Origin of the sequence: Octadecabacter temperatus, from assembly GCF_001187845.1 — a bacterium.
In the GTDB taxonomy this organism is placed as follows: Bacteria; Pseudomonadota; Alphaproteobacteria; order Rhodobacterales; family Rhodobacteraceae; genus Octadecabacter; species Octadecabacter temperatus.
Genome location: NZ_CP012160.1, coordinates 1555904 through 1569299, shown reverse-complemented (window position 1 = coordinate 1569299; position 13396 = coordinate 1555904). Strand labels below are relative to the sequence as shown.

Genomic DNA, 13396 nt, shown 5'->3' with positions numbered 1-13396 from the left:
TTCAATGCCTTTGTTTGAGAAACAGGGATATAGCCTGGGCAACAAAGGTAACAGTTTGCGGATCGCGATGCGACGAACTGCTGTATATCTTTAAAGGTTGAATAGGCGCTCTCTTTACTACCGCTAGGGCGCACGGTACTGGAGGGGATGGCAAAGAAACCCACATCCCGTTCCGGAAAAAATGACAGTGGCCGCGGCCAACGTGACTTGACCGTTAAGGTGAAGTCCGCGCGCGGCCGCAAAATGTCGTCCACGTTGTGGCTGCAACGGCAGTTGAACGATCCCTATGTAACGCGCGCGAAAGCGGACGGGTATCGTGGGCGAGCTGCCTATAAGATTCTTGAGTTGAATGAGAAGTTTAACTTTTTGACGCCAGGAAAGCGCATCGTTGACCTAGGTGCTGCACCGGGTGGTTGGGTACAAGTTGCGGTGCCGCGCATAAATGCTTTGGGCGAACGCAAGGGCAAGCCAACGGGCACGATCCTTGGCGTTGATTTGCAAGAGATGGAACCGATCGCTGGATCTGAATTATACGTCCTCGACTTCATGGAAGACGACGCCGACCTAAAAGTTAAGGACTGGCTGGGTGGTAAGGCGGACGTAGTGATGTCTGATATGGCGGCTTCTGCATCAGGTCACAAACAGACGGACCACAACCGCATTATGGCGTTGTGTGAAGCGGCCGCGTATTTCGCTTTTGACGTTCTTGAAGAAGGCGGTACGTTTGTAGCCAAAGTTCTTGCAGGCGGCGCTGAAGCGGATCTACAACGTATGCTGAAGAAGAATTTCAAGAAAGTTCAATATGTTAAGCCGCCAGCGTCGCGGTCTGACAGTTCGGAAAAATTTGTTGTCGCCACCGGTTTTCGCGGGGGCGAACAGGGAGACGACAACGTATGACCCATATCCTTTCGATCGACCAAGGCACGACATCGAGTCGTGCGATTTTGTTTGATGAAAAAATGGCTATTGCCCATGTCGCCCAACAAGAGTTCACGCAGATTTACCCTCAATCCGGTTGGGTTGAGCATGATGTAGAAGAGATTTGGGACAGCGTTGTGTCGGTTTGCAACGATGTCGTCGCCAAATCGGATGATATTGCCGCCATTGGGATAACCAACCAACGCGAGACCACGATCGTTTGGAACCGTGAGACTGGCGAACCCATTCACAACGCAATCGTTTGGCAAGACCGCCGTACGGCTGCGTTTTGTGATGAGCTAAAAGACGAAGGATTCGAAGCGGAAATCACCCAACGAACAGGCCTTCTTGCCGATCCGTATTTCAGCGCAACTAAGGTGAGATACATCTTGCAAACTGTTGAAGGTGCGCAAGAAATGGCAGATGCGGGCAAGCTTGTATTCGGGACCGTCGACAGCTTTCTGATTTGGCGCATGACCGGCGGCAAACGCCATGTCACAGACGCCACAAACGCAGCGCGCACCATGCTTTACAACATTCGCGATGGCGTTTGGGACGAAACGATCTGCAAGCGGTTCAACATACCAATGTCCATACTGCCAGAGGTGCTAGATTGCGCTGCGGACTTCGGAACGACTGATATGTTTGGCCCAGAACTGCCGATCTTGGGCGTTGCGGGCGACCAGCAGGCGGCAACCATTGGACAGGCCTGTTTTGAGCCGGGGATGTTGAAATCCACTTATGGTACAGGCTGCTTTGCATTGCTGAATACGGGCGATGAGCTCGTAAAGAGTAAGAACCGTTTGCTTGGCACGATCGCCTATCAGCTAGACGGCAAGACGACCTACGCGCTTGAGGGGTCGATTTTCATTGCGGGTGCAGTCGTGCAGTGGCTGCGTGATGGGCTCGGGATTATTGAGGATGCGAAAGATACGCATGCCATGGCTGAAAAGGCCGATCCATCCGTTGAATTGTATTTGGTGCCAGCTTTCACGGGCCTAGGGGCACCATATTGGGACGCTGAAGCACGCGGTGCGATTTTTGGGCTTACGCGAAATGCTGGACCAGCTGAGTTTGCACGCGCGGCTTTGGAAAGCGTCGGCTTTCAAACGCGCGATTTGTTGGAAGCTATGCATGCGGATTGGTCTGGCGCTGCAAAAGGCACCTTGCGCGTCGACGGCGGCATGTCTGCGTCTGATTGGGCGATGCAGTTCTTGGCCGACATCATCGGCGCGCCTGTTGATCGCCCGAAGGTTCTGGAAACAACTGCACTAGGTGCTGCGTGGCTTGCTGGTATGCGGGCAGGGGTCTACCCGACGCAAGATGAATTCGCGGCGACTTGGGCGCTCGAACGTCCGTTTGCACCTGAAATGGCGGCCACTGAGAAAGACCGCCGTTTCGCAGGCTGGAAAGACGCGATTGGTCGCACAAAGACTTAAGGTCTTAGGCGTCCAGCGTGCAGACTTCTACGCCATGGGGCAGGGTCGCTAATACCGTGCCGTGGTTCGTGTCACGCACGTCATACCCGTATCCGCGTAGGCGGAACTTCCATTCGCGATCCGATACGCAGTTTTTGCGTTCATCCATGACAAAAGTGCGGACCTCGGACACGATGGTCGCTGTGTTGCTTGTAAAATGCATTGTTTCTATTCCGTTACCAATACTTCCCATTGGGGGCGATTGTGCACATCGTTCGTGACCGAAATTCAACGTGATTGCGGCGCGCAGACGGTCATTTAGGACGTGGTTGTGGCGCTATTCATTGCGCCCACTCGTTAAAGATTGCCCCGTATAAACAAGGATCGCCATTCCGATGGAACCGCCAACAGAGACCATAAGAAGAACGATCAGGTCTATCGCCCCCCATGTCCCGCAACTTCGAATGGGTCATCGCAAGCAGGAACCAAACCGCTAACACCACGCCAACGGGCATCGATAGCTGCGCCCAAAGGAACTTGTGCCAACTCACCGCACGGTCGCGGATCAGGACAAAGAAGTAGGCCAACGTTACCATAACCACGACAACAACCATGGCCCAGAACAACCCGCGTCCGAAGATTTCTTCAAAAACCGCGAGCAGCGTTGAGAATGTCATATCTTTCATAGCAGGCTCCTTAAGCGCGACCGCGCAACATGGCGTTATAGGTGGCTTTCAAGGCGACATCTTTCATCAGCCATGAGATCCACAGTTCTTCCAACGGGGCGATGATGCCGGGGAAAGAAGGCGTGAGGTCGTTGTTGTAGTCGAATTCAACCAACATAGCGCGGCCGATCCGAGTAATCATAGGGCAGGATGTGTAGCCGTTGTAGGTTTCGGTCGGATCATTGCCTTGGATGGCGCTGACGATGCCGTCCTCAACCACAGGCACCTGCCATTTAACCGAAGCCGCGGTTTTACCCTTTGGAACGCCAGCTACATCACCAAGTGCCCAGATCGTGTTGTAGCGCAGGTGTTGCAGGGTGAATTTATCGCATTCAACCCAGCCTTGGTCTGTCCACTTGTCGGCCCATGACAAACCAGACTCGCGGATAACCTTTGGGGCACGTTGGGGAGGGATGACGTGAATATAGTCGTAGTCCATATCCACCGCAAAGCCGTCCTTGTCTTCAAAGGTCGCCTTAGAAGTCGGGTCGTCCACAGTCGATTGGTATCGAAAGTCATCTCAGGGGGGCGTTCAACACGCCACCCGATCTCCGGACACAGGTCGTAAAACTCGCCAAACGTCTCGCCTTCATCTAAAGCAACCTCTTCACGCGGATCTTCAGGCTGGACTAAAATTTCAGTAAAGTCTGGGCTTTCCTGAAATGGAACGATATCGATCCGGAGGCGAAGCAAATCGCAGAAGACATTGTCAGCGACTCCCGAGGGGATGAGCCGGGGCCGGGGTAGATGTCAAAGTTCGAACCGAAGGGGCTTTTTGGAGCACCTTTTGAGCGGAAACCAGACCTTCGCTGTATTTGCAAATGCTAGCCGCATACATAGACAATGCGGACATTCAATTGAGTTCATGTATCTTCATCAAAAACAAAGAAATTCCGCATAAGCGCGCTTATGTTACGTCATCACAAAGCAGCAAGTTGAAGTGCGCATCCATCGATAATGTGATCGTGCATGGCGCGTTGTGCATGTTCAAATCCACCCGAGCGAATATCGTTCAACAAATCCAAATGCCCAGATAGGGACGCTTCTAGCCCAGGGGCGTCCAGTTTCTCAAAACTCCGGATCGCGATCGATCGATTCCAGATTGCATCAAAACTTTCGAGCAAAAATGCGTTGCCTGAAGTCGCGACAAATGCGCGGTGAATGGTGCGGTTGGCGTCAAAATAGGCAGAATTCGTGTCCGGCTTTTTGCCTTCTTCCTGTGCAATAGTTTCTCGCAAGGTTTCGACCATTTCTTTGTCGTCCAAGCTGGCAAGAAGGCCGGCACAGAACCCTTCGACGGCCTGCCGCGCTTGGTAAATGTCGCGGACCTCGGACTTCGAAACGCGACGGATTTCAAAGCCGCCGTTTACCGATGATCGCAGCACACCTTCTTGTTCTAAACGCAACAAAGCCTCTCGCACGGGGGTTCTGCTGACGTCCAACATTTCTGCCAGCTTGACCTGATGAAGACGCACGTTTGGATCAATCGCCCCCGATTGCAAACCGCCGACAATCTGATCGTACACCAGATCAGCGAGACGTGGGCGGATGGCCGATACTTTTTGTAAGCTTTGCATTGGGGTGCTTTCGATCAAGAGCGTTCAGGGCTCTATATCAAGGGTTTGATGTTTTAAGAAGGATTTGATTTGTGTGACGACGTCAGGGGACGGGGACGTTTGCGTCAGCTTCGAATTTGCGGCGTTGACAAGGTCTGCAGGGACACTGGCGCGGCGAAGTTCTATCAATTCAGAGATGAAATCATTGTTGAACTCAGGGTGTGCCTGCACGGAATATCCGACTTTGCCGTAAGAAATCGCTGCATGTTCGCAGAATGTCGAGCGGCCAACGGTTTGTGCGCCATCGGGCAGGGCGGTGACCTGATCTTGGTGCCAAGCGTTGATTGTGACGGGAGTGTCTATGCCATCAAAGGTGTAGTCATGCGGGCCAAGACCCCAGCCCTTGTCGGATTTTTCGACTTTTCCACCAAGGGCTTGCGCCATTATTTGATGCCCGAAACAAATTCCGACCATCGGTACATGTGCGTCTTTGGCGGTGCGAATGAAATCTTCGAGGCGGGCGATCCATGGCAGATTTTCGTAAGCGGAGGACGCAGATCCGGTTATAAGCCATGCGTCGCAATCTGTAACAGTGCCGGGAAAATCATCGTTAAGGACTGCATAACTTTGAAACGTAAAATCATCATCGGCCAACAGGTTGACGAACAGGTCATCCATCTCACCGTGGTTTGCGTTGATTTCGGGTAAGGTTTGCCCTGTCCGTAAGATACCGATTTTCATGTTATTCACTCCAGTCCAAAGTCGATGATAGTCCGGATGCCGATGCCGCGGTCCAGATCCCCAAAACCTTTGTTGATTTGCGACAGGGGGAGGCGCGCCGTAAGCATGTCGTCGAGGTTCAGGCGCCCGTCCATATAAAGCCGCGCAAGACGGGGCATGTCTGTGCGAAACTGGTTTGACCCCATGTCGCAGCCCATGACTTTGCGTTCCGCGATGAAATGGCCGAAGGGCAGGGCGATGTCTTCTTCTAGCCCCATCAAGCCGATCATAACCGTGGTGCCGCCCTTGCGCGTACTGAGGAAGCATTGCTTGACGATTGCGGGATTTCCGACCGCGTCAAACGCGGCCTCAACGCCTTTACCATCGGTAGCCGCGCGGATGGCTTCAACAGCATCGGTGTCTTTGGGGTTCACCGTATGGGTCGCGCCAAGGGTTATCGCCATCGCCAAACGATCCGCGTTCAGATCGACCGCAACGATCACAGTGGCTCCGGCAAGGCGCGCAGCCTGAATTGTCGATAGGCCAACCGCACCGCAGCCAAACACTGCGACAGTTTCGCCTGCCCGGATTTGAGCGGTGCGCGTCACGGCACCCCATCCCGTCATTACGCCGCATCCGATCAGGGCCGCGCGGTCCAACGGCATCGCGCTGTCGACTTTGGTCAACGCGTGCTCGTGAACAAGGATCTCTTCGGCAAAACCTGACAAGTTCATGAATTGTGACACGGGCTGTCCGGCCATGCTGATGCGTGGCGGTTCGTCGTCGTTACGGTGAAGTGTATCTCCGCCTTCACAGATCGATGGGCGGCCGGACAGACACATTTCGCAGCATCCACAAAACGCCGACAGGCAACCGATAACATGATCACCCGGCTTCAAATATGTAACGCCTTTGCCAACTGCACGTACGATGCCAGCCGTCTCGTGCCCAAGAACGGCGGGGGCAGTTATAGGTAAATGACCGCGCATAAAATGCAGGTCAGTGTGGCATAGGCCGGTTGCGTGGACTTCAACTCGGACTTCATTATGACCCGGATTCCCCAGCGTAATGTCTTCGATAACTAGGTCGGCGCCATACTCGTGTAAAACTGCGGCTTTCATGTCGGGTTCCTTTACTTAAAGACCGTGTTCTAGGAAAAACCGCAGTCGTGCGGTGACGGGCGTAGGGTTTTCGAGGTTTACGATATGACCAGAATTCGGGATTATCGTCGCGCTTGCGCCGGTGATCATCTGCGCGATGGCATAGGCATAGGCAGGGGGAGTTTCCGCATCATCTGCGCCTGCCATGGCAAGTGTGGGGCAGGTGATATCGCCCAGTTTGTCTACCGCATCATGATGCGCGATCAGGCGGGTCGTTAGGGCCAGACCGTTAATACGCGCACGCGACATGGATTTGATCGTCGCCAGCTTAACGTCTTCGGAACAATTGGGACCGACGATAGCGCGGATCATGCCGTCTGAAAATTGCGCAGCAGTGGTGCCGCTGTCAAAGCCCGCAAGAATAGGATCGGCGAATGCGTCAGGATCGGAGTCGCCGCCGTAGCCAAATTTAGGCGAGCTGTCGAGAATCGCCGCGCTGTCAACCAGATCGGGATAGGCTGCCGCAAGATGCTGCAAGATCATGCCGCCGACTGAAAGTCCGACAATGTGCGCGGATTTAAGGCCAAGCGTCTGTGTAACAAAGCGGTGCAATGTCGCGACAGTCCAATCCATGTCGGCACCATCGGGGGCGTCAGCGGAGTCCCCAAAGCCGGGCATATCCCAAGCGATACAGCGGAAATTACTGGAAAATGCATCCATTTGCGGCGCCCACGCCGTCGCGGACCCAGCCATGGCATGCAAAAATATTAAGGTTGGATTTGAGGTGCTTCCAGCCTCTTGCCAAGCGATTTGTGCGGCGGTGTCCGTTGGCATCATCAAGCTCCTTGGGAAAAAACATACTTGTGTATTCATGAATACAGTGAGCATGATGATACCGCAACTGCTGTAAATCGACAGTTAGCCGCCACGACAGGAGAGACATAAATGAAACCGCAACTCGCAGCAGATCTATCCGATCAAGGTCATTTCGATCATGGTATACCGCAAGACGTCTTTAAGGACTTGCGTGCGATGGACGGTCTGGCGTGGAACCCCCTTCCCAGTGAAGGGCCCGACGAGGGGTTTTGGTCTGTTGGCCGGTTTGATGATGTACTTGCGGTAAGCCGCGATCCGGAAACTTTTTCGTCTGCAACCGGTCACATCCAGATGTATAATATCGATGACGACGCGCTAAGCGCGCGTGCGTCGATGATTGACATGGACCCGCCCGATCACACCCGTTTACGCCGTCTGGTCAATCCGGGGTTTATCCCCAAAGTCATCCGTACCTACACCGACATTGTGCGTGAGCGCGCCTCAGCTTTGCTTGACGATATGATGTCGCAAGGCGGTGGTGATTGGGTCAGCAAAGTTGCCAAGCCTATACCCATCGGGATCATTTGCGACATGCTTGGTGTTCCGGAAGAAGACCGTGATTTGATGATTGAGATGACAGATTACCTCGTTGCGGGCACATCTGCTGAGCCACTTGATCCGAACGCTTACGGTAACACGACCCCGCTGCGGCTTTTGCCATTCAACAGTCCTGCCGCACATGGTCTGCGTGAATATGCCCGCAAGCTTGGTGAGGAACGTCGCGCGAATCCGAAGGATGATCTGATCAGCCAGTTGGTGACTATGGAAATCGACGGGGAGATGCTAACCGACGAGGAATATACCAATTTTTTCCGCCTTCTAATCTTTGCAGGCAATGAAACTACCCGAACGGCTATGTCTCATATGGCTTTGCAGCTATCGCAGTACCCCGAACAGTTTGCCCGCCTTAAGGACGAACCTGAACTGATAGATACGGCGGTAGAAGAAATCGTGCGATATTCGTCACCAATAATGTACTTCCGCCGGACAGCGACCAAAGACACCGAATTGTCTGGAACTAAGATCGCCGCCGGGGACCGCGTTGTGATGTGGTACGCCAGCGCGAATTTTGACGACACGCGGTTTGATGATGCGCAAACATTCGACATTGCACGTCCGAAAATGCCGATCCACGCTGGGTATGGCGGTGGTGGTGTGCACACCTGCCTTGGTGCAGGTTTGGCGCGGATCGAATTGAAGGTTCTACTGGAAGAAATTCTTGCACGTGACCTGAAGATCGAAATTGATGGTGAGCCCGAATACGTCAACACGAACTTTGTGAACGGCGTAGAGGTCTTGAACATCAGATTGACCCAAGGAACCGGCGCATGAGCGATCGGTTCACTACCTTTGACGTCTGCGAAGTCGTCAAGGAATCCGACATTATCACGTCGTTCTACCTTGCGCCGCGCACCCCGTTAGCCCGCGCGTTTGTGCCAGGGGAGTATTTGATTTTTGAACATCAGCCGGAAACGGGTGATCCGGTGCGGCGCGAATATTCGATTTCGGGTATGCGCGGTGATGAAATACGGGTGACCATCAAGCACGAAACCGCCCCTGAGGTCGGGATTGCAGATGGTATCATGTCGACCCGTTTCCATAACTCAGTTCACGCAGGTGACACGGTAACAGCCGCGGGTCCAATGGGTGCCTTTACGCTTGATCGGGATTCTGACCGGCCAGTGGTCTTGCTCAGTGGTGGGGTCGGTCTGACCCCAGTCGTCGCTATGGCGCATGATTTAGCTGGGACTGCGCGCGAGACCGTCTTTATCCACGCCTGCGAAAACGGGAACGTCCATGCTCTTGGGCAGGAAATGCGTGATTTGGCGGTGGGGCACGACAATCTGTTGATCCATACGCTGTACCGCGCGCCGACAGATGCAGACCAACAAGGTCGGGATTACGATACCGAAGGGATGATCACACGCGAACTGTTGGACAGATTGGTGCCCGGTCCGCATGCCGATTTTTATCTATGTGGTCCCGGTCCGTTCATGGCTGCGATGTATGACACACTGTTGGATATGGACGTTGACCCAGAAAGGATTTCATATGAATTTTTCGGACCCGCGACCGTGCTGAAACCCAAGAAGCAATTGCAGGAAAAGGCCGCTCCATCGGGTGGGCCTATAATTAAATTTGCCAAATCCGGTGTTGAAGTTGAATGGGACCCGGCAGAGGAAAACTTGTTGGAATTTGCCGAAGAGAACGGCGTTATGGTTGATTACAGCTGTCGTGCGGGGACCTGCGTGACCTGTATGACCAAAGTTACAAAGGGGTCGGTCAGTTATCCCGTTGACCCATTTGAAAAGCCCGAAGAAGGCTATGCGTTGTTATGCTGTTGTGTGCCAGACGGTGATTTGGAATTGGACGTATGACCGGAGCATTAGATGGTCTGCGCGTGCTGGACCTAAGCCGCATTCTAGCTGGACCAACAGCCACCCAACTATTGGGTGATTTTGGTGCGGATATTATCAAGGTAGAACGCCCCGGTCTGGGCGATGAAACAAGGGCATGGGGCCCACCCTTTGTGGAGGGCGTTGATGGCCCGACGCAGGAAAGCGCGTACTATCTTTGCGCCAACCGCAACAAACGATCCATCGCGCTGGATATTGCCACACCCGAGGGCGCGCAAAAAGTGCGTGACTTGTTGGCGACATGCGATGTGTTGATTGAGAATTTTAAGCCCGGTGGGTTAGATAAATACGGGCTGTCGTACGCCGACCTTAAAGATGCATTTCCGAAATTGGTGTATTGTTCGATTTCGGGTTTCGGACAAACAGGCCCGAACCGTGAAAAACCGGGCTATGATTTGCTGGCCCAAGCGTATGGCGGCATCATGAGCCTTACGGGGGAACCTGAGGGTGAGCCTATGAAAACGGCTGTTGGCATCGCTGATGTGATGACAGGGATGTATGCGTCAAATGCTATCCTTGCGGCGCTTCGCCACCGCGATAATTCTGGCGAAGGCCAGCAGATTGATATCGCATTGGTCGACTGCCAAATCGCGTGGTTGATCAATGAAGGCACCAATTACCTAACATCCAAAAACATTCCCACGCGACGTGGTAATCAGCACCCTAATATTGTGCCGTACCAAGTCTTTCAGATGGCTGATGGTCACGCGGTTGTTGCCGTCGGAAATGACGCGCAATTCGGGCGCTTCTGTACGTTGATCGGGCGCGAAGAACTGGCAAACGACCCTCAGTATGCCACGAATGCAGCGCGCCTTGTGAACCGTGATGCATTGATTGCAACGCTGTCAGACACCTTGGCTGGACTGGGGCGCGATTGGCTTATTTCCGGAATGGAAGCAAACAAAATTCCCGGTGGGCCGATCAACAGATTGGACGATGTTTTTGAAAGTGATCAGGTCGCGGCACGCGAAATGAAAATCGCGATGCCCCATGCGTCTGCGGCAACTGGTTCTGTTGATCTGATCGGAAACCCTGTGAAATTCTCGAAAACCCCAGCCACATATCGGCGGGCTCCGCCGATATGTGGAGCTGATACCGATGACATACTGGCCGAACTTGCGGCCACCCAAAAGGACTAACACGATGCATTTTCTGACAGACGGTCAACGCGATATCCAAGCACGTGCAAAGGCGCTTTCTGACGACTACGTTAAAGACATGGCTGCCGAAATTGACCGGACCGAACAGTACCCGTGGGAAACCACAAAGAAGTTGGCCAAAGCGGGATTTATGGGGATGTCGATCCCGAAGGAATTTGGCGGGCAGGGCGCCAGTTATCTGGACGTGGTTCTGGTGATCGAACAAATGGCGCGTAATTGTGGTGTGACTGCACGTATCGTCGTTGAGGCGAATATGGGCGGCATCGGTGCAATCATGGCCTATGGAACCAAAGAACAAAAAGAGCTGTGCGCACCTTACGTGTTGGCCGGTGACAAGCCTGCGATTTGTATAACGGAACCAAACGCGGGATCAGCCGCGACAGAAATGACGACCACGGCCGAAAAGGTCGAAGGTGGCTACAGAATCAACGGTGTGAAACACTGGATAACCGGCGGTGGTGTCTCCAAGGTCCACCTGATTTTTGCACGCGTGGTTGAGAACGGTGAGTTCCTCGGTATTGGCGGCTTCATTGCGATCCGCGACGAGGACGAAGGTCTTCGCGTCGGTGAACGCGAACCTGCAATGGGGCTGCGTGCCATCCCTGAAACGCATCTGCATTTTGAAGACCTTTTTGTTTCTGACGACCGTGCGGTGAAACTACCGCAAGGCTACCGCAAGGGGTTTGCAGCGCTCATGAACGCCTACAACGCGCAGCGTGTGGGGGCGGCAACTGTCGCACATGGTATTGCGCAAGGCGCGTTTGAACGTGCGGTGGAATTCACCAAGGAACGTGAACAATTTGGGCGCCCGATTGCAGAATTCCAGGGCTTGCAATGGATGATGGCAGATATGTCCACTGGCCTCGCTGCGGCGCAGGCGCTGATCTACAAGGCCGCGACGACCGAGGACGGCCAATTCCCGAACATGCAAGAAGCTGCACAGGCGAAAATATTTGCAGCAGAAAATGCGATCAAAGTAACGGACAGCGCACTGCAGGTTCATGGTGCAATGGGCTATTCGCGCAACCTACCGATGGAGCGGATGTACCGGGATGCGCGTATGTTTACGATTGGTGGCGGCACGGCGCAAATGTTGCGCAATCAGGTTGCAAGTTCGGTGCTTGAAATGAAGTTGCCTCAGACCCGCACGGGTTATGTGAAACTCACGACGGAGTAATCTCGATGGACAAACTCGACCGCTTTGGCGCCCCTGTGTCGCACAATGATCAATCAGACATCGACGTCTTTGGTGAAGCGGCTGAGTTGATGTTAGGCTATGCGCCGGACCCTGTTGGCATGACGAAGGTTCTGCTGGAAAAATCGCCTGATTTCATCATGGCGCGATGTTTCTTAGCCGGAATTTTCCTGACGGCGAGTGACAAACGTCGCCAACCATTGCTGCGCAAGCACTACGATATTCTGGTGTCTCTGCTGGATCGTGCGAACGCACGTGAAAAGGGGCATATCTATGCCTTGGGTTTGTGGGCTGATGGTAATCTATATGACGCCAGTCAAGCTTATGCAGATATCCTGAACGATTGCCCTCGCGATCTGGTTGCGCTGCAAATGGGGCACCAAACAGATTTCTTGCTGGGCCAAGCATCGTCTACCCGTGACAGGCCGACCCGTGTCATGAACCACTGGTCCGAGGACGACCCGCAATTTTCCTATATCTTGGGAATGCAGGCATTCGGGTTGGAAGAAGCCGGGCACTACGCCGCGGCGCAATCCATGGCCGAACGCAGTGTAGGGATGAACCCAAAAGACACGTGGGGTGTTCACGCGCTGGCCCATTGTCTTGAAATGCAGGGCAAGGTTGATGAGGGCGTTGATTTTATGATCGCCTGCGAAAACCACTGGGGGAACGATACTTATATGTCGATCCACAACCGTTGGCATTTGGGGCTGTACTATCTGGAACGCTGTGAATTCGACACGGCGCTGACGATGCATGACGACCACATGAGTGTCACACCGAAATCAGAATTGATGGACATGCACGATTCCGCGGCGTTGCTCTGGCGCTTGCAGATGGACGGAGTAGATGTGGGCGATCGATGGCGCGTGGTTGCCGACAATTACGCAGATGTCATAGATCAGGCTTACATGTCGTTTACCGATCTTCATGCCATGATGTCGTTTGCCGCCACCGGCCGCGAGGTCGAGGCCAAAGCGCAGATAGCGGTTCTAGAAAACGCCGCATCCGCCAACACCGACATAGGTACAATCATCCAACAGGCGGGTCTGCCACTGGTGCGCGGGTTCTACGCGTTTGGAAAAGGCGACTACGCCGCCGCCAAACGTCATATTGGCAACGCACGTCACAAAAGCCATCTGATTGGCGGGTCCGTCGCACAGCGCGACGTCATCAACTGGACCCTGATCGAAGCCGCAATTCGCGATGGCGACACCACAATGGCGAACGCTTTGTTGGCCGAACGAACACTAATGAAACCACATTCACCTTTAACGGATATGTTCGCCCGCAAGGCCGTCTAATCTACAA

At 53.7% G+C, this 13396-nt stretch carries 13 protein-coding genes and 1 pseudogene; 7 read left to right on the top strand and 7 right to left on the bottom strand.

What is annotated here, in order from left to right; all coding sequences use genetic code 11:
- The first annotated feature begins 147 nt into the window (after nucleotides 1-147).
- Entirely contained in the window at nucleotides 148-897 is a 750-nt protein-coding gene (locus tag OSB_RS07865) for an RlmE family RNA methyltransferase (protein ID WP_049834468.1), read from the top strand.
- The gene (glpK, locus tag OSB_RS07860; RefSeq protein ID WP_049834467.1) at nucleotides 894-2357 is read left to right on the top strand and encodes a glycerol kinase GlpK; all 1464 of its coding nucleotides are present in this window, start codon (nucleotides 894-896) and stop codon (nucleotides 2355-2357) included. Before OSB_RS07865 ends, glpK begins: the two co-directional genes overlap by 4 nt.
- 4 nt (nucleotides 2358-2361) lie before the next feature.
- On the opposite strand, the gene OSB_RS07855 is transcribed toward glpK, so the two are convergent.
- The 7 genes and pseudogenes from OSB_RS07855 to OSB_RS07825 form a co-directional block, all read right to left on the bottom strand.
- Nucleotides 2362-2559, bottom strand: coding sequence for a hypothetical protein (locus OSB_RS07855; RefSeq protein WP_049834466.1), 198 nt, complete (start codon nucleotides 2557-2559; stop codon nucleotides 2362-2364).
- A 114-nt stretch (nucleotides 2560-2673) separates the two neighbouring features.
- Nucleotides 2674-3013 (bottom strand): annotated as a pseudogene (locus OSB_RS07850) (DUF5368 domain-containing protein).
- 19 nt (nucleotides 3014-3032) lie between these two features.
- Nucleotides 3033-3557 (bottom strand): NAD(P)/FAD-dependent oxidoreductase, encoded by a 525-nt coding sequence (locus OSB_RS07845; protein ID WP_327196172.1) that lies wholly within the window; start codon nucleotides 3555-3557, stop codon nucleotides 3033-3035.
- Between the two features lie 424 nt (nucleotides 3558-3981).
- Complete coding sequence (locus tag OSB_RS07840; RefSeq protein WP_049834465.1) at nucleotides 3982-4638, bottom strand: GntR family transcriptional regulator; 657 nt, start codon at nucleotides 4636-4638, stop codon at nucleotides 3982-3984.
- A 24-nt stretch (nucleotides 4639-4662) separates the two neighbouring features.
- Complete coding sequence (locus OSB_RS07835) at nucleotides 4663-5358, bottom strand: type 1 glutamine amidotransferase (protein ID WP_049834464.1); 696 nt, start codon at nucleotides 5356-5358, stop codon at nucleotides 4663-4665.
- Between the two features lie 5 nt (nucleotides 5359-5363).
- The gene (locus OSB_RS07830) at nucleotides 5364-6458 is read right to left on the bottom strand and encodes a Zn-dependent alcohol dehydrogenase (RefSeq protein WP_049834463.1); all 1095 of its coding nucleotides are present in this window, start codon (nucleotides 6456-6458) and stop codon (nucleotides 5364-5366) included.
- Between the two features lie 15 nt (nucleotides 6459-6473).
- Nucleotides 6474-7271 (bottom strand): alpha/beta fold hydrolase, encoded by a 798-nt coding sequence (locus OSB_RS07825; protein ID WP_049834462.1) that lies wholly within the window; start codon nucleotides 7269-7271, stop codon nucleotides 6474-6476.
- 111 nt (nucleotides 7272-7382) lie between these two features.
- Between OSB_RS07825 and OSB_RS07820 the strand changes: the two genes are divergently transcribed.
- Genes OSB_RS07820 through OSB_RS07800 form a run of 5 tightly spaced genes read left to right on the top strand, consistent with a single transcriptional unit; the run spans nucleotide 7383 to nucleotide 13389 of the window.
- Nucleotides 7383-8645 (top strand): cytochrome P450, encoded by a 1263-nt coding sequence (locus tag OSB_RS07820; protein ID WP_049834461.1) that lies wholly within the window; start codon nucleotides 7383-7385, stop codon nucleotides 8643-8645.
- Nucleotides 8642-9691, top strand: coding sequence for a 2Fe-2S iron-sulfur cluster-binding protein (locus tag OSB_RS07815; RefSeq protein WP_049834460.1), 1050 nt, complete (start codon nucleotides 8642-8644; stop codon nucleotides 9689-9691). The genes OSB_RS07820 and OSB_RS07815 overlap by 4 nt, the downstream gene beginning before the upstream one ends.
- The gene (locus tag OSB_RS07810) at nucleotides 9688-10869 is read left to right on the top strand and encodes a CaiB/BaiF CoA transferase family protein (protein ID WP_049834459.1); all 1182 of its coding nucleotides are present in this window, start codon (nucleotides 9688-9690) and stop codon (nucleotides 10867-10869) included. The genes OSB_RS07815 and OSB_RS07810 overlap by 4 nt, the downstream gene beginning before the upstream one ends.
- A gap of 4 nt (nucleotides 10870-10873) precedes the next feature.
- Complete coding sequence (gene acdA / locus OSB_RS07805; protein WP_049834458.1) at nucleotides 10874-12067, top strand: 3-sulfinopropanoyl-CoA desulfinase; 1194 nt, start codon at nucleotides 10874-10876, stop codon at nucleotides 12065-12067.
- Between the two features lie 5 nt (nucleotides 12068-12072).
- Complete coding sequence (locus OSB_RS07800; RefSeq protein WP_049834457.1) at nucleotides 12073-13389, top strand: tetratricopeptide repeat protein; 1317 nt, start codon at nucleotides 12073-12075, stop codon at nucleotides 13387-13389.
- The last annotated feature ends 7 nt before the right edge of the window (nucleotides 13390-13396 follow it).